Source organism: Streptomyces sp. NBC_01476, from assembly GCF_036227265.1.
Classification (GTDB): domain Bacteria; phylum Actinomycetota; class Actinomycetes; order Streptomycetales; family Streptomycetaceae; genus Actinacidiphila.
Genome location: NZ_CP109446.1, coordinates 7395651 through 7416014 on the forward strand (window position 1 = coordinate 7395651; position 20364 = coordinate 7416014).

Annotated in this window: 14 protein-coding genes and 1 pseudogene; 10 read left to right on the forward strand and 5 right to left on the reverse strand. The window is 71.4% G+C overall.

All coding sequences use genetic code 11. From position 1 onward, the window contains the following. Positions 1-366 precede the first annotated feature (366 nt). The 6 genes and pseudogenes from OG552_RS32205 to OG552_RS32230 all read left to right on the forward strand — a co-directional run bounded on the left by OG552_RS32205 (position 367) and on the right by OG552_RS32230 (position 9937). On the forward strand, positions 367-3012 hold the full coding sequence (locus OG552_RS32205; RefSeq protein ID WP_329138982.1) for a S8 family peptidase: 2646 nt from the start codon (positions 367-369) through the stop codon (positions 3010-3012). 170 nt (positions 3013-3182) lie between these two features. Continuing rightward, positions 3183-4142: an STM4015 family protein gene (locus tag OG552_RS32210; protein WP_329138984.1), complete on the forward strand. Its 960-nt coding sequence runs from the start codon at positions 3183-3185 to the stop codon at positions 4140-4142. Positions 4143-4254: 112 nt separating this feature from the next. Continuing rightward, a pseudogene (locus tag OG552_RS32215) lies at positions 4255-4398 on the forward strand (MerR family transcriptional regulator); the annotation flags it as partial. 283 nt (positions 4399-4681) lie between these two features. Continuing rightward, on the forward strand, positions 4682-5506 hold the full coding sequence (locus OG552_RS32220) for an FAD binding domain-containing protein (protein ID WP_329138986.1): 825 nt from the start codon (positions 4682-4684) through the stop codon (positions 5504-5506). Further along, positions 5503-8292 (forward strand): molybdopterin-dependent oxidoreductase, encoded by a 2790-nt coding sequence (locus OG552_RS32225; protein ID WP_329138989.1) that lies wholly within the window; start codon positions 5503-5505, stop codon positions 8290-8292. Before OG552_RS32220 ends, OG552_RS32225 begins: the two co-directional genes overlap by 4 nt. A 208-nt stretch (positions 8293-8500) precedes the next feature. Further along, positions 8501-9937 (forward strand): nucleobase:cation symporter-2 family protein, encoded by a 1437-nt coding sequence (locus OG552_RS32230; RefSeq protein WP_329138991.1) that lies wholly within the window; start codon positions 8501-8503, stop codon positions 9935-9937. A gap of 45 nt (positions 9938-9982) precedes the next feature. Here the strand turns inward: OG552_RS32230 and OG552_RS32235 are convergent, their stop codons facing one another. Together OG552_RS32235 and OG552_RS32240 are read right to left on the reverse strand one after the other, a co-directional pair. After that, positions 9983-10879, reverse strand: a complete 897-nt coding sequence (locus OG552_RS32235; protein WP_329138992.1) for a MurR/RpiR family transcriptional regulator — start codon at positions 10877-10879, stop codon at positions 9983-9985. A 62-nt stretch (positions 10880-10941) separates the two neighbouring features. Further along, positions 10942-12729 (reverse strand): serine hydrolase, encoded by a 1788-nt coding sequence (locus tag OG552_RS32240; protein ID WP_329138994.1) that lies wholly within the window; start codon positions 12727-12729, stop codon positions 10942-10944. A gap of 258 nt (positions 12730-12987) precedes the next feature. Between OG552_RS32240 and OG552_RS32245 the strand changes: the two genes are divergently transcribed. Beyond that, positions 12988-14118: a peptidoglycan recognition protein family protein gene (locus OG552_RS32245; RefSeq protein ID WP_329138995.1), complete on the forward strand. Its 1131-nt coding sequence runs from the start codon at positions 12988-12990 to the stop codon at positions 14116-14118. Positions 14119-14166: 48 nt separating this feature from the next. Here OG552_RS32245 and OG552_RS32250 read toward each other — a convergent pair whose 3' ends face one another. Next, on the reverse strand, positions 14167-15666 hold the full coding sequence (locus OG552_RS32250; RefSeq protein WP_329138998.1) for a glutamate synthase subunit beta: 1500 nt from the start codon (positions 15664-15666) through the stop codon (positions 14167-14169). Positions 15667-15956: 290 nt separating this feature from the next. Continuing rightward, positions 15957-16778, reverse strand: a complete 822-nt coding sequence (locus tag OG552_RS32255; RefSeq protein ID WP_329139000.1) for an alpha/beta fold hydrolase — start codon at positions 16776-16778, stop codon at positions 15957-15959. A gap of 779 nt (positions 16779-17557) precedes the next feature. Here OG552_RS32255 and OG552_RS32260 point away from each other — a divergent pair. From OG552_RS32260 to OG552_RS32270, 3 genes are all read left to right on the forward strand, one after another. Continuing rightward, positions 17558-18133 (forward strand): TetR/AcrR family transcriptional regulator, encoded by a 576-nt coding sequence (locus OG552_RS32260; protein WP_329139002.1) that lies wholly within the window; start codon positions 17558-17560, stop codon positions 18131-18133. A gap of 127 nt (positions 18134-18260) precedes the next feature. Next, positions 18261-18731 (forward strand): hypothetical protein, encoded by a 471-nt coding sequence (locus OG552_RS32265; protein ID WP_329139004.1) that lies wholly within the window; start codon positions 18261-18263, stop codon positions 18729-18731. A 144-nt stretch (positions 18732-18875) separates the two neighbouring features. After that, positions 18876-19349, forward strand: coding sequence for a carboxymuconolactone decarboxylase family protein (locus OG552_RS32270; RefSeq protein ID WP_329139006.1), 474 nt, complete (start codon positions 18876-18878; stop codon positions 19347-19349). 165 nt (positions 19350-19514) lie between these two features. Here OG552_RS32270 and OG552_RS32275 read toward each other — a convergent pair whose 3' ends face one another. Next, the gene (locus tag OG552_RS32275; RefSeq protein ID WP_329139007.1) at positions 19515-20135 is read right to left on the reverse strand and encodes an L-threonylcarbamoyladenylate synthase; all 621 of its coding nucleotides are present in this window, start codon (positions 20133-20135) and stop codon (positions 19515-19517) included. Between the last annotated feature and the right edge of the window lie 229 nt (positions 20136-20364).

Consider the following 20364-nt stretch of genomic DNA (forward strand, 5'->3'; position numbering starts at 1 on the left):
CCGGGGAGCGGCGGCGGGGGTCGCCCATCGCCCCCGTCGCCCCCCGCGGATACCAACCCCCGTCGCCCCCCGCGGATACCAAAACGGCGCAAGATCGCCGTAATCCCCGCCGGTGATTAAAGGTCCGTTTAAGGACGGCCGGTTGCTGTTCCCAGCCTCTTGGATTGGCGTGCACACTACATGCGGCGCTCACTGAGTGCTGCCCGCACGGTTATCCCTCCATACGGCCCTCCACCTGGGAGATGTCATTACTGACATAACCGGCATACGCAATTCCCATGGCCCTACGTGCTGTTCCTCCGGCAGGGGTCCCGGCCGCCCCGCCGACGCCACCGCGGTGATCCGCCAGGACGAAAGCAGGGTTCAGTGAATCGAGTTCGACTGGCCACGCTGGCGACAGCGTTCACCGCGGGCATATCGCTCGCCCTGGCCGGAACCGGCGGCGCGTCCGCCGCTTCTCCCGAGCCGCTGGCTCCCGCGGCCTACGGCGCCGACGCGGGCGGCCCGGTCATCGTGGTACTGGCCGACCAGCACGCCGACCTCAAGCTGAAGGCCCAGGGCGCCGCCCGTACCTCGGCCACCCGGTCCGACCAGCGGTCGATCGTGTCGGACATCAAGGCGGGCGGCGGCAGCGACGTACGCCAGCTGGTCAGCGTCAACGCGGTCGCCGCCCACCTGTCGGCCGCGGAGGTCCGCCGGCTGCGCGGCAACCCGGCCGTCGCCGAGATCCTCCCCGACGAGACGATCACCGTCGCACCCGGGTCGAGCGTGCCGCACACGAAGCCGGCGAAGCTGAACCCGGCCCTGTGCCCGGCCCGCCCGGACAAACCCTTCACCGAGCCCGAGGCGCTGTCGGTGGTACGCGCCTCGTCGGACGACCCGAAGGCCGGCCCGGAGGGCAATGACATCGCGACCGGCAAGGGCGTGATCGTCGCCAACGAGGGCATCAACGATCTGGCGGGCAACCCGAACTTCATCCGCAAGAACGGCACACCGGTCGTCCTGGACGCGCCGGACCCGACCGCGGACCACAGCGACGGCGAGTTCTACGGTGACGCCTCGTCGATCGCCGGACAGGGCACCGTCGTCTACGACTACTCCCAGGAACTCCCGTTCTCCGGCCTGCCCCAGGGCTGCACATTCACCATCAAGGGCGTCGCACCTGACGCCTCGCTGGTCGACAGCTCGGTGATCGACACCCCGCCGAGCGGCTCCGACGGCGCGGTGCAGCAGTCCGAGTCGGAGGTCGTCGCCGGCATCGACAACGCTGTCGTGACCGAGCACGCGGACATCATCTCCGAGTCCTACGGCTACACCCCCCGGCCCGGCCGCTACGCGGTCTTCTACGCCGCCAACGACGCGGCCATCGCGGCCGGCGTGACCGTGGTCGTCTCCTCCGGTGACAGCGGCGTCTCGGGCACCGTCTCCTCGCCCGCCACCGACCCGCTGGCCATCGCCGTCGGCGCGACGAACACGCTGCGCATCAACGCCCAGGCCACCGGCTACACCCGCTGGACCAACAACAACATCACCCCGCTCTCCTCCGGCGGCACGGCGCCCAACAACCGGGTCGTCGACCTGGTCGCCCCCGGATACGGCGGCGAGGCCGCGTGCAACCCGAACGGCAGCGACTGCCCGGCGAACACCCGGACCGAGGCCTTCGGCGGCACGAGCCAGTCCTGCCCGATCGTGGCCGGTGCCGCGGCCGACGTCATCCAGGCGTACGCCGACACGCACCACGGCACCAAGCCGACGCCCGCCCTGGTCAAGGCGATCCTGACCAGCACCGCGAACGACATCGGCGCGCCCGCCGACCAGCAGGGCGCCGGCCTGCTCGATGTCGCCGCCGCGGTCAGGGCCGCCCAGCAGGAGCCCGGCACCACGCTCTCCCAGCACGGCAAGGGCAAGCCGTCCGACACCGCAGGCCTGGTGGTCGGCTCGCCGACGCAGCTGGACATCACCGACCGCGCGGGACAGAGCACCCAGTCGGTGACGCTCTTCAACACCAGCCGTAAAGACACCAAGGTGAACGCCGTCTACCGCTCGCTGGGACAGGCGGCCCAGATCGGCAGGACCGTCACCGAGCCGGTCAGCGCTCCCGACCCGAGCCTGCCGGTCCCGGCGCAGGGCGCCCGGGCGGCCGCACCGATCACCTTCACCGTGCCCAAGGGCCTGGACCGGCTCGACGCCGACATGCTCATCCCGGACCCCGCCAACTCGACCATCCTGTCCTTCACCCTGATCGACCCCAAGGGCAGCCTGACCCAGATCTCGTACGACTACGGCACGCCGCCCACCAGGGCGGGACGGCTGGGCACCGTGTCCGACATCCAGCACGTGGAGGTCACCGCGCCGGTGCCGGGCACGTGGACGGCCAAGATCCTGTGGGCCAACGGCCGCGCCCACCTGCAGGAACCGCCGAACGTGCCGGGCACGTTCACCGGCGACATCTCCTTCCGGACCACCGGTCAGCACTATGTGACCGCCCCGGCGGCGCACCAGGTACGGATCAGGGCCCACTCCAGTGCGACGGTGCCGTTGCGGGTGCTCATGCCGGCCGCGCCCGGTGACCACCCGGAATCGGTCCAGTTCACCGCGGACAACGGTGCCCGGACCTCCGTGCCGGTCGCCCGCCGGACGCTGATCCCCTCACGGGGCGGCGCGTTCGACACGATGATCACAAGCACTGTCGGGCGTCAGGTCGGCCAGATCAGCACGTACAACCTGGACGTGCCGGCCGGCAAGCAGAGTCTGAACCTCAGCTTCACGACGCCGGACGCGAGCGCGGACAACCCGATGACGTTCTGGCTGCTCGACCCGAACGGCACGGTCGTGCAGCAGGTGGCGGCGGCCCCGGTCACCGACGCGTCGGGCACCACGACCGCCGCGGCGCACCTGGTGGCACCGAACCCGGCGCCGGGCCGGTGGGAGATCGACGTGGAACTCAACCTGACGACCAGTGGGAAGGAGTTCACCCAGCTGGTCCACGGCGTGGCCGGATACGACCAGTAGCCGACCGGCCGGTCCGACCTGGTGCCCGGGATGCCTCGGCTTCCCGGGCACCGTCAACTCTCCCCGGCTCGCGGCCAGTTGGCCGGGTCCGGCGCCTGCCGCTGTCAGCGGCTGTTGGTAGAACTGGTGCCACTCGGGCCGCCGGTCCACCGCGTCGGGAGAACAGTGCCATGACCGATATTGAGCACCTGAAGGAACTGCACGGCCTGCCCGCCTTCGAGTTCCCCGCCCCGGGGGAGGCGATGCCGGAACTGCCCGCGCCGGACACGGTGGCCTGGCGGCTGGCGCTGGACCCGTACGGGGATACCTCCGACCCCGACTTCGCCGGATGCTGGGAACGCTTCGCAGCCGTGGTCGATCTCACCGGGGTACGGGCTTTGATCATCGGCCCGTGGGGCGAGGTGTACGACAACGACTCGGGCGACGTGGTGGAGCAACTGGTCGCCGCCCGGGACCGGTTGACCGGGCTGCAGGCGGTGTTCATCGGCGATCTGGAGATGGAGGAGGCGGAGATCTCCTGGATCGAGCAGTCCGACGTCACCCCGTTGCTCACCGCGTTTCCCGGGTTGCGCGAGTTCGGGGTGCGGGGCGGAACGGGTCTGCGGTTCCCGCCTGTGCGGCACGAGGGACTGCGCACGCTGGTCTTCCAGACCGGCGGCCTCCCGGCGCAGGTGGTGCGCGGGGTCGCGGCGAGCGAGCTGCCGGCGCTGGAGCACCTGGAGCTGTGGCTCGGCGTGGAGTCGTACGGCGGTGACGCCACCGTGGACGACCTCGCGCCGATCCTGGCCGGCGGACGGTTCCCCGCGCTGCGTCACCTGGCCCTGCGCAACAGCGAGATCCAGGACGAGATAGCCGCCGCGGTGGCCTCCGCGCCCGTCGTCGCGCAGGTGACGTCCCTGGACCTGTCGCTCGGCGTGCTCACCGACGACGGCGCGGCGGCCCTGCTGACCGGTCAGCCGCTCATCCATCTCGACCGGCTCGATCTGCACCACCACTTCGTCTCCGAGGCCGTGGTGCAGCGGGTCCGCGAAACGCTGGAACCCGCGGGCGTGAAGGTCGACCTCTCCGACCCCTGCGAACCGTGGGAGTCCGACGGGAGAAGCCACCGCTTCACCTCCGTCTCGGAGTGACACCGCCTGGCGGAGGCGGCGCGACAGGGGAGGGACCGTGCTGCCCGCACGGGGGGCAGCCGCTCCGCACCACCAGGAACCGGGCGCTTGACCCTCACGTGGCGTCATGCCGCACAGTCGGGTCGGCCCCGAGGCCGAGCAACGGGCGGTGAACGGACTCCGCGACGACCTCTCCTCCGGCCGATGGGCCGCCCGCAACCGCGACCTCGCCCTCCTCGACACAGCAGACCTGGGTCTGCGCCTCCTCGCAGCCTGAACGTCCCCCCGCGAACCCGGCAGCGCCGGACCGCTTCCCGGGTGGCCGACGGGCGGGTGTGTCGGGTGCTCGCATGCGCCAGGCGGGGGCGAGTTCATGCGTCGTAAATGCAGGCGAAATGAGACGATGACCCTCTTGGTTGATCCTCCAGGCATCCGCTTCGCCGGCCGTGGTTTTCCGTCTCCTTCTCCAGTGGTGCGCGGAGCGGCCGGCTTGCTTCACTGACCGAGGCAGGGGCCCGGGACCGATCCGGGGACCGATGGGGCTGAGAGCGGGGAACGGCATGGACCTCAACACCGTGCTGGAGGTGTGTGACGGCCGCGACCGGGTGCCGTGGCGGCCGGGCGACGCGTGGCTGGGCGGCGGCACCTATCTGTTCTCCGAGCCGCAGCCGCACCTGCGGCGGCTGCGCGATCTGAGCCGGATGGGATGGGACCCGCTGCGGCGGCTGCCGGACGGGTCACTGGAGATCGCGGCGACCTGCACGATCGCCCAGCTGTCCCGGTTCGGCAAGACACTGGACGCGCAGGCGGCGCCGCTGATCGAGCAGTGCTGCCGCGCCTTCCTGGCCTCGTTCAAGATCTGGAACATGGCCACCGTCGGCGGGAATCTGTGCAACGCTCTGCCCGCCGGGCCGATGATCTCGCTCACGGCCGCACTGGACGGCCGCTGCCTGCTGGTGGCCCAGGACGGCTCGGAACGCGCCGTGCCGGTCGCGGACTTCGTGACCGGCGCCGGAGCCAAGGACCTGGCCGAAGGGGAACTGCTGCGTTCGGTGACGCTGCCCGCCCGCGCCCTCGCGTCGCGCACGGCGTTCCGGCAGGCATCGCTGTACAGTCTCGGCCGCTCGGGGGTGCTGGTGATCGGTACGGCCGACCCGCTCGACGGCTCGCTGGCGGTGACGATCACCGCGGCGACCGTACGGCCGTTCCGGCTGACGTTCCCGGTGCCACCGGCCGCGCCCGCACTGCGGGAGGCGATCGGGACGGCCGTCGGGGAGCGCCACTGGTACGACGACATCCACGGACTCCCGTCCTGGCGCCGCCACATGACGTTGCGCCTGGCCGAGGAGATCCGCTGCGAGCTTGCCGGGGACGGTGCGCGATGACCTCCGAGGAACCCCGACCCCCTGCCGCCGAGAACCCGCGGGCCGGACGCACCGGCTTCGGGATCCACGTCAACGAGCGGCGGTTCGACGCGCAGCCGCGCCCCGGCCAGTGCCTGCGCACCTATCTGCGTGAGCGCGGCTGGTTCGGGGTGAAGAAGGGCTGCGACGCGGGGGACTGCGGGGCATGCACGGTGCATGTGGACGGCGAGCCCGTCCACAGCTGCCTCTATCCGGCGGTACGCGCCGAGGGCCGCAGCGTCACCACCGTCGAAGGACTGGCCAAGAACGGCGAACTCCACCCGGTCCAGCAGCAGTTCCTCGACGCCCAGGGCTTCCAGTGCGGATTCTGCACCGCGGGCTTCCTGATGACCGCGACCGCCCTCGACGCGGATCAACTCGACGACTTGCCAAGGGCGTTGAAGGGCAACCTGTGCCGCTGCACCGGCTACCGGGCGATCGAGGACGCGCTGCGCGGGATCAAGCACGTGGAGACGCCCGGCGCCGGTGAGGCCGTCGGCCGCAATCTGCCCGCCCCGGCCGGCCCCAAGGTCGTCACCGGCACCGCCCGCTACACCTTCGACATCGACGTGCCCGGCCTGCTCCACATGAAGCTGCTGCGCTCCCCGCACGCCCACGCCAGGATCACCGCAATCGACACCACCGCCGCGCTGCAAGTGCCGGGCGTCCAGGCGGTGTTCACCCACCACGACGCACCCGCCCGGCTCTACTCCACGGCCCGGCACGAGCACGCGGAGGACGACCCGGACGACACGCGGCTGCTGGACGACACCGTGCGCCACGTCGGGCAGCGGGTGGCGGCCGTCGTCGCCGACAGCGAGGCCGCGGCCGAGGAGGGGTGCCGCAGGATCGCGGTGACCTACGACGTGCGCCCGGCCGTGCTCGACCCGGAGGAGGCCATGCGCCCTGGCGCACCGGTCGTGCACGCCAAGGACGCCGCCGCGGCGAGGATCGCCCGCCCGCAGGACAACGTCGCAGGCGAGGTACACGGTGAAATCGGCGATGTGGCGGCCGGGTTCGCCGCGGCCGACGCCGTCTACGAGGAGACCTTCCGCACCCAGCGGGTGCAGCACGCCAGCCTGGAGACGCACGGGGCGGTGGCCTGGTTCGAGGAGGGCGAGGACGGCGGGGAGCGCCTGACCGTGCGCTCCAGCACGCAGACCCCGTTCCTCACCCGGCGTGCGCTGTGTGCGCTGTTCGACCTGCCCGAGGAGCGGGTGCGGGTCGTGGCAGGCCGGGTCGGCGGCGGCTTCGGCGGCAAGCAGGAGATGCTGGTGGAGGACATCGTCGCCTTCGCCGTCCTGCGGCTGCGGCGCCCGGTGAAGCTGGAGTACACGCGCGCCGAGCAGTTCTACGGCGCCACCACCCGGCACCCGTTCACCGTCCGGGTGAAGCTCGGGGCACGCAGCGACGGCGTCCTCACCGCGATGGAACTGCGGGCGGTGTCCAACACCGGCGCGTACGGGAACCACGGGCCGGCTGTCATGTTCCACGCCTGCGGGGAGTCCCTGTCGGTCTACCGCTGTCCGAACAAGAAGGCCGACGGCTACGCCGTCTACACCCACACCGTGCCCGCCGGGGCCTTCCGCGGCTACGGCCTCGGCCAGGTCATGTTCGCCATGGAGTCCGCACTCGACGAACTCGCACACAGGCTCGGCCTCGACCCGCTCGTCCTGCGGGAGCGGAACATCATCGGCCCCGGCGAGCCCATGATCACCCCGGGCGGTGAAGAGGAGGACCTGCACATCGCCAGCTACGGCCTCGACCAGTGCCTGGAGATCGTCCGTACCGCGCGCGCCGAGCCGGCCGGCGACGCGCCCGAAGGGTGGCTGGTCGGAGAGGGCGCCGCACTGGCGATGATCGCCACCGGGCCGCCCGGCGGCCACATCGCGGACGCCCGGGTCACCCTGCTTCCCGACGGCACCTACGATCTCGCCGTCGGCACCGCCGAGTTCGGCAACGGCACCACCACCGTGCACAGTCAGATCGCGGCCGGGGAACTGGGCACCACCGCGGAGCGCATCACCATCCGCCAGTCGGACACCGACGTGGTACGGCACGACACCGGCGCGTTCGCCTCCACCGGCGTCATGGTGGCGGGCAAGGCGTCCTTGCGTGCCTGCCAGGCCCTCGCCGAGTCGATCCTGCGGTTCGCCGCCGGGCACATGGGCGTGGACCGGGCGGCGTGCCTGCTGACGAAGGAGGCGGTGGTGGCGCCGGGCGGGCGGCAGCTCACGCTGAAGGAACTGCACGCGGCGGCCCGTGCGGCGGGCCGCGAACTGGCCGCGGACGGGCACTTCGGCGGGACGCCCCGGTCGGTGGCCTTCAACGCGCAGTGGTTCCGGGTCGCCGTGGACCCCGGGACCGGCGAACTCCGTATCCTGCGCAGCGTGCACGCCGCGGACGCGGGCCAGGTGATGAACCCGATGCAGTGCCGCGGCCAGGTGGAAGGCGGCGTCGCGCAGGCGCTCGGCGCGACGCTCTTCGAGCAGGTGCGCCTCGACGGCAGCGGAGCGGTCACCACCGCCGCCTTCCGCCAGTACCGGCTGCCCGCCTTCGCCGATGTGCCGCGCACCGAGGTGCACTTCATGCGGACCTTGGACGCCATCGGCCCGCTGGGCGCCAAGTCGATGAGCGAGAGCCCCTTCAACCCGGTGGCGCCCGCGCTGGCCAACGCCCTGCGCGCCGCCACCGGCATCCGCTTCACCGAACTGCCCCTCACCCGCGACCGCGTCTGGCTCGCCCTCGACCAACAGGGCGGGTCCTAGCACGGAGCACCGGGGCGGATCGTTCTCAAGCGGTTCCGGACCGCGAGCCGGCGGTCCACCGGTACGGCGCCCGCGGGGGACGCAACTGCCCCGTAGAGCGCCCGAAATGACGGTGAAACCGCTTCACCCGACAGTTGCCTCAACAGAACGTTGAAGCGTGCCGCCCGCTCGCGGCGCGGCCCCCTCCCTCGCTCAGGAGGCAGCAACCATGACCGGCACCTCGGAACCGTCCGGACCACCGGCGGCAGGAACACCCGCGACAGGCAGCGAACTGCCCCGCGCCGAGCGGCCGTTGGCGCCGGCCCGGCTCGGATTCCTCGGTCTCCAGCACGTACTGGTGATGTACACCGGCTGCGTCACCGTCCCCCTGGTCTTCGGCGCCGCCGCCCACCTCGACATCTCCACCATCGGGCTGCTGATCAACGCCGACCTGCTGGTGGCCGGGCTGATCACGCTGCTGCAGTCGCTCGGCATCGCCCGGTTGCTCGGCGTACGGCTGCCGGTGGTGGCCGGCGCCACCTTCACCGCCGTGACACCGATGATCCTGATCGCCGGCCAGTACGGGATGCAGGCCGTCTACGGCTCGATGATCGCCGCGGGGGTCTTCGGGCTGATCGTGGCGGTGCCGTTCGCGCGGGCGGCGCGCTTCTTCCCGCCGCTGGTCAGCGGGTCCGTGATCACCGTCATCGGGCTGTCGCTGATCGGCGTGGCCACCGGCCTGATCGCCGGGAACGACGCCGGCGCCAAGGACTACGCCAGGCCCTCGCACCTCGCGCTGGCCGGCGGCATCGTCCTGCTGATCGTGCTCATCACCCGCTTCACCCGCGGCTTCGTCGCCCAGATCGGCGTCCTGATCGGCCTGGTGGTGGGCACCCTCATCGCCGTACCGATGGGGCTGACCGACTTCTCCTCGGTAGGGGGCGCCGACTGGTTCGGCATCACCGCGCCCTTCCACTTCGGGTCGCCGCACTTCCCGGTGGCCGCGGTCGTGTCGATGTGCGTCGTGATGCTGGTGACCTTCACCGAGTCGACCGCCGACATGCTGGCCGTCGGGGAGATGACCGGCCACCCGGTCGCACCGGGCGACCTCGCCCGGGGTCTGGCCGCCGACGGCGTCTCCGGCATCCTCGGCGGCATCATGAACGGCTTCCTCGACACCGTCTTCGCCCAGAACGTCGGTCTCGTCGGCATGACGAAGGTGCGCAGCCGGTATGTGACGGCGGTCGCCGGCGGGTTGCTGGTGGTGCTCGGGCTGATCCCGCGCCTCGGCGAGGTGGTCGCCTCCCTGCCCGGTCCGGTGATCGGGGCGGCGGCGCTGGTGATGTTCGGCACCGTCACGGCGGTGGGTGTGAACACACTGCGGAAGGTGGAGTTCCAGGGCACCGACAACCTGATGATCGTGGCGGTGGCCATCGGCGTCGGCATGGTCCCCGTGGTCGCACCCAGCGTCTACCACGCCTTCCCCACCTGGACGCAGGTGGTCGGCGGCAGCGCCATCACCAGCGCGACGCTGGTCGCCTTCGTGCTGAACCTGCTCTTCAACCACACCACCGGCCTCACCCGGCCGCGGCCCGGCAGCGCCAAGGGCGCCCCCGAGCCACGGCGGAGCGGCCTGACCCATGAGGTCATGACTCCGTCGGAGTGACCCGCCGGAAGGGGAGAAGGGCGCCACCCGCGAGCGGTGGCGGGCTCACGGCTCCGGGAGGCGGTGATCCCCCACCGCCTCGTACGTCGCCCGGAGCGCCTTGCGGGCGCTGTCCAGGTGGAGTTGCGCGACTCCTACAAACAGGCAGTCGATGACGGTGAGTTGGGCGATCCTGCTGGCGGTCGCGCCGGACCGGAAGGTGGTCTCGGGGGCCACCGTGGTGAGCAGGTGGTCGCTGACCTGGTGGATCGGCGAGCGGGGGAAGCTGGTCAGCGCCACCGTTGTCGCACCGTGGCCGCGGGCCACCCGCAGCGCCTCGACGGTGTCCGCGGTGGCGCCGGTGTGCGAGAGGCCGATGGCGACGTCGCCCGGGCTGAGCACGGCGGCCGAGGTGAGCATGATGTGGGTGTCGCTCCAGGCGAAGCTGACCCGTCCGATGCGGTGCAGCTTCTGCTGGAGGTCGGCGGCGACGAAGGCGTTGGCGCCGACGCCGTAGATGTCGACGCGTCCCGCTGCCGCCACTGCCGCCACCACCTTGCGCAGCGTCCCGACATCCAGCTGCCGCGCGGTCTCCTCGACCGCCCGGGCGTCGGCGAAGGCGACCTTGCCGACGACCTCGGCGAGATCGTCGCTCGGTGTGATGTCGCCGCCGAGGTGCCGGTCGTCGCGTGCCTCGGCGCGGGCCGCGTCGGCGGCCAGCGCGATCCGCAGTTCGGGGTAGCCGCGGAGCCCGATCGTCTTGCAGAAGCGGATGACCGTGGTCTCGCTGGTGGCAGCCGCTTCGGCGAGTTCGGTGATGTTGCTGCGCGCGACGAGTGCGGGGTTGGCCAGGACCGCGGCGGCGACGCGCTGCTCGGCGGGCGCGAGGTCCGGCAGCAGCGACCGGATACGCACCAGGGGGCTCGCCTCGCGGGACTCGTTGTCGAAACCGGCGACTGCCACGGAGGGAAACGTACCCACCGTGATCGCCGGGGTCAACACGGCCCCGGGGCGAGCCCCTTCGGTCAGCGTGCGGCCGGGTGCTGGTGCCGTGGTCCGTCCGGGCGCACCTGCTGCCAGGCGCCGGCCGCGGCGAGGCCGGCCGCCGGCAGCAGGCTGTGGCCGCCCGAAGTCACCGACAGGTGTGCCAGGTCGACGCCACGGCCTTCGTAGACCGGGTCGGTGGTGTAGCGCCAGCGCAGTTGTACGGTCGCGGCCGTCGGCGGGACCTCGGCGCGCACCCGCCACCAGGCCCGGACGGACTGCCCCGACAGTGACGTCGGACTGCCGGCCGGCGCCCCGGTCCCGGTCACCTGGAGCGGCAGCGGCTGCCAGCTCACCCCGCCGTCGGTGGAGTCCTCGACGAAGAGCCGGTCGGTCGACTCGGTGTTGACGAACGCCGAGAAGCCGACGTCGAGCGGCGCGCCGGCCGGCAGCGGCCCGCTGGTGAGGGTGCTGGTGGTGCCGCCGCCCTGGCCGGAGTACCACAGCGGGCCGCCCCCGGGCGCCCCGACCGGCATCGCCTGGGCGAGCGCCTCGCCGATCGCCCGCCGGGGCGGGTTCGTGGACGGGGTGCTGCGGCTGGGGTGCACCCGGTTGCTGAGCAGGATGGCGAAGGAGCGCGACTGCGGATCGATCACCAGCGAGGTCCCGGTGAAGCCGGTGTGCCCGAGGGTCTGCGGGCCCGACAGGCCGCCCATGTACCAGATCTGGTCCAGCTCGAAGCCGAGCCCGTGCGAGTCGCCGGGGAACGCCTGGTTGAAGTTCTGCTCCATCAGCGTGACGCTCTGCCCGCTGAGGATGCGACGCCCCTTGTACGTACCGCCGTTGAGGATCGTCTGGGCGAGTACGGCGAGGTCGTCGACGGTGGAGAAGACACCCGCGTGGCCGGCGACGCCGCCCATGGCCCAGGCGTTCTCGTCGTGCACCTGGCCCCGGACCATGCCGCGCGGCGGGCTGGTCTGGTACTCGGTCGCGGCGATGCGCGGCTGTTCGGCGGCGGGCGGGTTGTAGCCGGTGTCGGTGAGGCGCAGCGGCTTGGTGACGCCGTCCCGCACCAGGGTGTCGAGCGGTGTGCCGGTCACCTTCTGCAGGACCAGCTGCAGGCTCAGCATGTTCAGGTCGGAGTAGAGGTACGTGGTGCCCGGCGCATTGATCGGCTTGGCGTCGAGAATCGCCTTCTCACGGGAGGCGAGGTCGGGGTAGCCCGCCCACAGCGAGGGGACCGGGTCGGCGTCGAAACCCGAGGTGTGGGTGAGGAGTTGCTCGATGGTGATGGCGCCCTTGCCATGGGTGGCGAACTCGGGCAGGTAGTGCGCCACCGGGGTGTCCAGGGCGATCCGGCCGGCTTCGAGCTGCTGCATCGCCACGATCGAGGTGAACAGCTTCGACAGCGAGGCCAGGTCGTAGATCGTGTCGGTCCTGGCCGGGACCCACTGGTCCTGCGGCAGTTCACTGGTGGCATCGGCGTACTTCACCGCGTAACCGCCCGCGCCGCGTTCGACCACGACACCGTCGTGGGCCATCAGCGTGGTGGCTCCCGGGAAGAGGTAGTCCGCGCCGGCGGTGGGGTCCTCCCAGTGCGCCATCTGCGCTTCGAACGCGGCGATCGGGGCGGCGTCGAGCCCCGCACCGCGCGGGGTGCCGGGGTGCAGCACGGTGGTCGCCGGGGCGAAGCCGGAGTACGGCTGGTCGAACCGGCCACTGCCGCCGTGGTGCGGGGCCGGAGCCGGGGCCGCGGTGGCGCTGCCGGCGACTACGAGGGAGAGGGAGGCGAGCAGCGCGGCGGCTGCCGTGAGTGCGGGGGTGCGCATGAAAACCTCGTCCGATGGGGCGGTCGGGAGAAGGTGCTGCGACGGAAGCTGTCGGGGCGGTCGGAAAGAATCTGACGACTTGCCAGGCCAAGTTGGAAAGTTACTGACCATCCCCGGGCGGCGTCAACCACCAACGTCGTGAAGGATCCTGAGCCCCGTCTCCATCGTGAGGACCATCTGGCACCACGTCAGCCGGGTGCATATCCTCCGGGGGCCACCGGCAGCCAGAAGCGGCTGCCGCCTTCCCCCGGAGTGTGCATGGCCATCCACGAGCACGAGGTCGACCGCCGCACCTTGTTCAGAGCCGGCCTGGGCACGGCGGTCGCGGCGGTCGTCGGCACCGAACTGGCCTTCGCCGGCCCCGCCGACGCGGCGCCGTCACCGGAATTCCCCTGGATCATCGACTGCGACAGCTGGGGTGCCAGGCCGCCGGCCGGCACGATCGCGATCACCGGCAACACCACCAACAAGGTCATCCTGCATCACATGGCGTTCCCGAACGTCACCGACTACTCGCGCGACCACGCCGTGCAGCTCGCCAAGGACTGCCAGAACCTGCACATGGACACCAACGGCTGGGCGGACACCGGCCAGCATTTCACCGTCAGCCGGGGCGGATACGTGCTGGAGGGGCGGCACCGGAGCCTGGAGACCCTGGACGCGGGGGAGCACCAGGTGGTCGCCGCGCACTGTCCCGGCGAGAACGGCAACGCCATCGGCATCGAGAACGAGGGCACGTACATCACCGAGACCCCGCCGCGGGCCCTGCTCGATTCGCTGGTGGAGCTGTGCGTCGCGGTGTGCGGGAAGTTCGGCCTGAAAGCCTGGGACATCTTCGGGCACTGGGACTTCTACACCACCGACTGCCCCGGCATCGCCTTCTACGCGCAGTTCCCGGTGGTGCGCTCACGGGTGCTGGCCGCGATGGGCACTCCGCGCGCCGACATCCCGGCCCGCCGCTGGCCGGACATCTGGCGCTTCGTCGACGGTCCCGTGGTGGAGGTGGCCCAGTACCTGCTCAACAACGCCGGATACGACCTCGCGACCGACGGCGTCTTCGGCACCGACATGAATCCCCTGGTCGCCGACCTCCAGACGCGCAACGGCATCCCGGTCACCCCGGACGCCACCTTCGACAGCGCCACCTGGGAGGCGCTCGCCCCCGCGCTCGACAAGAACGCCACCGGACTGCCCGTCAGCGCGCTGCAGTTCATGCTGGCCCGCAAGGGCCACTCCGAGGTCGCGGTGACCGGCACCTTCGACCACGCCACCAAGAAGGCCGTGCAGGACATGCAGCGGCTGCACGGCCTCACCCCGGACGGCAAGGTGGACCTGAGTACGTGGTGCGCCGTCGTCGGGGGATCGGTACGCGAGGCGTACTGCCGCTGATCCCGGTGGCGGCCGGTGGCGGCCGGTGGCGTCGTACCGCCGGTGGTGTCATACGGTGAAGGGGCTGTCGTCAGGCGTGATGGGGGCGGGGAGGGCGGTGGAGCCGGTCAGATAGCGGTCGGCGGCTGCCGCGGCGGACCGCCCCTCCGCGATGGCCCACACCACCAGGGACTGGCCGCGGCCGGCGTCGCCCGCGACAAAGATCCCGTCCGTCCCGGCGGGGACCGTCCGGCGGGCGGTCTCCGCCGCGAAGCCGGCGTCACGGGCGAAGTTCCCGTGGCCGTCCAGCGTCAGCCCGAGCTGCTCCATCAGGCCGGTGCTCCGTTCCGGACCGGAGAACCCGAGGGCGAGCAGCGCCAGTTCGGCCGGAATCACCCGCTCGGTACCCGGCCGGGGGCGCCTCGCCCCGGGCTCCACGTCCGTCAGGTGCAGGGCGCGTACCCGCCCGTCCGCGCTCCCTTCGAAACGGAGGGTGGCGGCGGAGAAGACCCTCGGATCGGTGCCGGCCCGGCCCCTGGCCTCCTCATGGGCGTGTGAGATCCGGTAGATCTTCGGATACGTCGGCCAGGGGTCGGTGTCCGCCCGGCCCTCGTCCGGCTCCGGGTTGATGTCCAGCTGCACCACGGAGGCCGCGCCCTGCCGCAGGACGGTGCCCAGGCAGTCAGAGCCGGTGTCCCCGCCGCCCACGATCACCACGTGCTTGCCCTCGGCGGTGAGCGGGGAGGTGGCGTAGTCGCCCTCCACGACGCGGTTGGCGAGGGTCAGGTACTCCACCGCCTGGTGGATGCCGGACAGGCCGCTGCCGGGGACGGGCAGCTCCCGCTGCTCCCTGGCCCCGACGGCGATCACCACCGCGTCGTGCCGCTTGGTGAGCTCGGTGGCGTCGAGATCACCGCCGACGTCCACGCCGGTACGGAAGGTGGTGCCCTCCGCCTCCATCTGCTCGATCCGGCGGTCCAGCTGTCCCTTGTCCATCTTGAACGCCGGGATGCCGTAGCGCAGCAGTCCGCCGACGCGGTCGGCACGCTCGTAGACGGCGACGGTGTGACCACTGCGGGTGAGCTGCTGCGCCGCGGCGAGACCCGCGGGCCCCGAGCCGACGACGGCGACGCTCTTCTCGCTGAGCCGCTCCGGCGGCTGCGGCTCGGCGTACCCGCGCTCCCAGATCTGGTCGGCGATCGCCTGCTCGACGTTCTTGATCGTCACCGGGTCGGTGTTGATGGCCAGCACACAGGCGTCCTCGCACGGCGCCGGGCACAGGCGTCCGGTGAACTCGGGGAAGTTGTTCGTCGCGTGCAGCCGCTCGGCCGCGGCCTGCCAGTCGCCGTGGGCCGCGTACACGTTCCACTCCGGGATGAGGTTCCCCAGCGGGCAGCCGTTGTGGCAGAACGGTATCCCGCAGTCCATGCAGCGCGCGGCCTGCTCGGAGACGAGCGGGAGCAGCGCCTGCCCGGCGTAGACCTCGTCCCAGTCGCCCAGCCGTTCCTCGACGGGGCGGGCCGGAACCGGCCGGCGGGGGTACTTCATGAAGCCGTAGATATCGGTCATGCGCCGCCTCCATCGCGCACTCGCGGAGCCGCATGGCGTTCTCACCAGCCTACGACTGCTTTGTGCGGATTTTGCATGATTCCCCGACCCAATCCGGCGACCCTCCGCAGTCCGGGCGGGGGGCCGGGGGGCCCGGGAGACGGGCGGCCGGGTGCCGGGCGGGGGTGGGGCCTGCCTCTGCCGGATGCGTTGGGCAGCGGGCCCGGGGGCGGGTCCGGGGCTGGAGTCCCCGGGCCCGCCCCCGTGACGCCGGAGGGCGTCGCGGCCCGCCGTCCGGTCCGCGCCGCGGGTCAGCCCGTGGCGCGGGCGGCCTGGCGGATCAGACTCGCCACCGCCCCCGGCTGGGCGATCTGGGCCGCGTGCGGGGAGCGCACCTCGACGGTGTGCGCGTGGGCACGCCGGGCCATGAACCGCTCCGTGGCCGGGGAGATGGCGTGGTCGTTCTCGGCGACCAGGTACCAGGAGGGAATGGTCTTCCAAGCCGCAGCCGTGACCGGCTCGTTGAGGGCGTTGGCGTCGATCGGCCGCTGGGTCGCGGCGAGTTCGGCGGTGGTGGAGGACGGCAGCCCGCCCGCGAAGATGTCGGCGAAGTCAGCCGGCTTGATGTACAGATCGACGCCGCTGCCGCCGGACTGCGTGTACGGCACGGGGTTGAGCGCGTCCTGGGTGATGTGACTGCCGGGGTTCTTCGCGTTCAGGGCGGCGACCGTCTCGCCGGTGTCCGGAGCGAAGGCGGCCACGTACACCAGCGCCTTGACGTTGGGGTTTCCGGCCGCCGCCTGCGTGATGACCGTGCCGCCGTAGGAGTGGCCGACCAGGACGACTGGTCCCTTCACGCCCGCCAGCACGCTCGCGAGGTAGGCGGAGTCGTCCGCCACCCCGCGCAGCGGGTCGGCGGGCGCCATCACGGGGTAGCCCTCGGCCTGGAGGCGCTTCACCACGCCGCTCCAGCTTGAGCCGTCCGACCACGCACCGTGTTCGAGAACGATGGTGGGCTTGGGCTGAGCGGACGTGTGGGACGGCGTGGCGGAGGCCAGCGCCGGCACGCCGAGCCCCAGGGCGAGCGATGCCGCTCCGGCGGCGAGCAGGATCCTGCTGCGGCGAATGTTCATGGTGTGTCCCTTGGCTGGTCGTGATTCGTGATTCGTGATCGGGGATCGTGAGCTGCGGGTGTTTGTCGTACGCGGCGCAGGCCCGGCGGACCTCGCGCCGCTCCCCGCCGGGTCAGGCGCTGCGGTGCGTGGCATGGGTGGCCGCCCAGGTGAGGGCGAAGTCCGCGACCTCCTCCCAGCCGGCCATGGATGAGCAGGACGGTGTCGGCGGCGCCGGCGGCGGATGCGCCGGGCGTATCGCCGGCCGCGGAAGAGGTCACAGGAATCCCCGGAACGTCGTATGGGAGACAGATCGTTCTATCGCTGACGACATTAGGCTTTCCTGGCTGCTGCCGTCAACCAGAGAGAGACCGATCGTTCTCCCAGCTTCTGGGTAAGCGGGAGGTCCGATCGGGCCGTAAGTGGGCCGAGTGAAGTGCACTTCACCTGCGAAAAGTCGCTTGCGACCCGCGACTGCTCACCGCCGGAAGCGGTCTGCCGTCGGGCTTCCCCGTTCGGCGCGCCCATTACGGGACGGATAGACAGAACGGACGTCCTACCGACTGATGCGCAGGCGCGGAGGTTTCGTCAGCCGTCGGCCGCGTCGGTCCGTCCGGCGTCTCCACCGCACCGCCCGCAGCGTTCGGCCGGGGTTCGATTCGCCAGTCCGGATCAGGGATCGCGCACTGCGCGAAGGTGTCGACCGGCGGCCCGGGAGGGGGAGCGAGGCGCACGAGCGCTCCCGGACCGGAGATCGTCTCGGGCTGGCCGGTGGACCGACCGTTCCGTATACTGATCGCATGTCCGCGTCCCAGGTGTCCGCCCGTCCTTCAGCCGCACGTGAGCGTCTGCTGACCACGGCCTCACGCCTCTTCTACAAGGAGGGCATCCACACCGTCGGGATCGATCGCGTCATCGCCGAGGCCGGAGTGACCCGGGCGACGTTCTACCGGCACTTCCCCGCCAAGCAGGACCTGGTCGTCGCCTACATCCAAAGGCGCGACGAGCAGATTCGCTCCGTGGTCGCGGAGGCGTTCAAACTTCCCCTGAAACCCCGCGAGATGCTGGCCCTGCTGATGCGTGGCATCGCCGACGAGGTGTGCGGCACCGGGTTCCGGGGGTGCCCGTTCATCAACGCGGCGGCCGAGTACCCGGACAGCGATCACCCGGTCCGCCAGGCGATCCGGGCACACCGTGACTGGTTCCGGCAGACGATCCACAACCTCGTGGCGGCGTCCGGCCACCCCGAACCCGACCGCGCCACGCAACTGCTCGTGAGCTTCCGCGACGGGGCGATGGCCGGCGGCTACCTGGACGACCCGCAGGCCGCGAGCGACAGTCTGACCAGCGTCGTCGACATGGTCCTCGCCGGCTGACCGGACCCGGTCGGCCCCTGTCAGCGGGCGGAGCGACTCCGCGGGCGTCAGAGGCATCGCAGCGCCACGACACAGAAGCATCGCACCGGCACAACAGCAGCACCTGCCCGAGGATTGAGCGAGACCCGTGAGCGACAACGTCCTGTCCGTCATCCCGACCGACCCGTGGTGGCAGCCCGGCCGGGAGGCCGCGGGCCGCGCCCGGGACCTTGTCGTGACCTTCGTGGACCCTGACGCGCCCTCCGGCGTGGATGTCGACACCGACGTCACCTGGCACGACACGGTCGCCGTCGTGGACTGCGGTTCGAACCTGGAACGGATCGGCTGTCCGCAGTGCGGCGCGGAGATCGACACCGAATGGTGGCGGGACCTTCTCGACTACCGCTGCGAAGACGGCTTCTCCAGTCTGGCGGCCCAAGTCCCGTGCTGTGGCGCCGAGACATCCCTGGACGCGTTGGAGTACGACTGGCCGTGCGGTTTCGCCCGCTTCGAGATCGCTGTCTGGAACCCCGGTCGGCTCTGGTTCACCAGCGACGAACTGACCGCGCTTGCGGACGCCCTCGGGCACCCGGTACGCCAGGTCATGGCGCACATCTGACGCCGCCCGCGACCAGCGTCGTCGGCCGGCGGCGGTGGACTGCCGACCGGTGCTGGAAGACGCGGGTCACCGTCGTGGGTGTCACAGCGCGGGGGGCTGTCGCGTCATACCGGTGTATCCGCCAGCAACGGCAAGGAGTACGCCATGGAAGCCCGTATGAATCTCTTCGCCAACCCGGTCGCGGGCAAATTCGCGAAGCACATGGTCGCCGCGAGCAGGGAGCTCGCGGGGTCGACGCTGCCGGCCGCGACGCAGGAGCTGGTGAAGCTCCGCGCCAGCCAGATCAACGGCTGCGGTTTCTGCACCGACATGCACACCAAGGACGCCGCCCACGCCGGGGAGACCTCGGTGCGTCTGAACCTGGTCGCGGCCTGGCGGGAGGCCACGGTCTTCACCGAGGCCGAGCGCGCCGCCCTGGAACTGACCGAGCAGGGCACGCGCATCGCCGACGCGGCCGGTGGTGTCACCGACGAGGCATGGGCGAACGCCGCCAAGTACTACGACGAGGACCAGCTCGCCGCCCTGGTGTGCAGTATCGCCCTCATCAACGCCTTCAACCGGGGGAACGTCATCATCCAGCAGCCCGCAGGGGACTACGAGCCCGGCCGGCTCGGATAACCGGGAGCGCCCGGCCGGGGGCGCCGGTGCCGCCGCCCGTCGGCGGCAGACGTTCCGGGCGCCGCTCGCCGATGCCCGGGACGTCGCTCCGGCCCGCCCGGCAGAACGCCCGGTCCCAGGGCCGGCCCGGCCCGGGCTCGCCGCGTCGCGGTCCGGTCACGCGGCCTATTCGAACCGCGCGGGGTCGCCCGCTCCACGGCGGAGGATGTCGCTCGCGCCGTCGGAGAAGTCGATGACGGTGGTGGGCTCGGTACCGCAGTCGCCCGAGTCGACCACCGCGTCCACCACATGGTCCAGCCGCTCCTTGATCTCCCAGCCCTGCGTCATCGGCTCGCCCTCGTCGGGCAGCAACAGCGTGCTGGAGACCAGCGGTTCGCCGAGCTCGGCGAGCAGCGCCTGGGTCACCACATGGTCCGGGATACGGACGCCGACCGTCTTCTTCTTGGGGTGCAGCAACTGACGCGGCACCTCCCTGGTCGCGGGCAGGATGAAGGTGTAACTCCCCGGCGTCGCGGCCTTGATCGCCCGGAACACGTCGTTGTCGATCTGCACGAACTGCCCCAGCTGCGCGAAGTTCTGGCACATCAGGGTGAAGTGGTGCCGGTCGTCGAGATCGCGGATCGACCGGATACGGCCGATGCCCTCGCGGTTGCCCAGCCGGCAGCCCAGCGCGTAACAGGAGTCCGTCGGGTACGCGACAAGGCCGCCGGACCGGATGCTGTCGGCCACCGCGCTGATGATCCGTGGCTGGGGATTTTCGGGATGCACGTCGAAGTATCGGGCCATCGCGCCAGCCTAGCCGCGATCTTGCGTGAGTCCTCGTTGGACGTCAGCGGGGCCTTTCGCGTGCTGGGGGTCTGTGCGTTGTGGGGATGAGCGGGCCGGAAGGCCGGCCGTCGTGGCGGGAATCCTCGGTCGGCAAGGTTCGGGAACAGGTGACGGATCGGCGGTCGGTACGAGCGGGGCCGGCGACAACTCCGGTGTGTGGACGCGCTTCGTGCGTCAGACTGCGCGG

Coding starts and splice junctions, on each gene's coding strand:
- OG552_RS32270 (WP_329139006.1), top strand. CDS start 18,876: ATGGAAGCCCGTATGAATCTCTTCGCCAACCCGGTCGCGGGCAAATTC.
- OG552_RS32230 (WP_329138991.1), top strand. CDS start 8,501: ATGACCGGCACCTCGGAACCGTCCGGACCACCGGCGGCAGGAACACCC.
- OG552_RS32240 (WP_329138994.1), bottom strand. CDS start 12,729: ATGCGCACCCCCGCACTCACGGCAGCCGCCGCGCTGCTCGCCTCCCTC.
- OG552_RS32210 (WP_329138984.1), top strand. CDS start 3,183: ATGACCGATATTGAGCACCTGAAGGAACTGCACGGCCTGCCCGCCTTC.
- OG552_RS32245 (WP_329138995.1), top strand. CDS start 12,988: ATGGCCATCCACGAGCACGAGGTCGACCGCCGCACCTTGTTCAGAGCC.
- OG552_RS32225 (WP_329138989.1), top strand. CDS start 5,503: ATGACCTCCGAGGAACCCCGACCCCCTGCCGCCGAGAACCCGCGGGCC.
- OG552_RS32250 (WP_329138998.1), bottom strand. CDS start 15,666: ATGACCGATATCTACGGCTTCATGAAGTACCCCCGCCGGCCGGTTCCG.
- OG552_RS32220 (WP_329138986.1), top strand. CDS start 4,682: ATGGACCTCAACACCGTGCTGGAGGTGTGTGACGGCCGCGACCGGGTG.
- OG552_RS32275 (WP_329139007.1), bottom strand. CDS start 20,135: ATGGCCCGATACTTCGACGTGCATCCCGAAAATCCCCAGCCACGGATC.
- OG552_RS32260 (WP_329139002.1), top strand. CDS start 17,558: ATGTCCGCGTCCCAGGTGTCCGCCCGTCCTTCAGCCGCACGTGAGCGT.
- OG552_RS32255 (WP_329139000.1), bottom strand. CDS start 16,778: ATGAACATTCGCCGCAGCAGGATCCTGCTCGCCGCCGGAGCGGCATCG.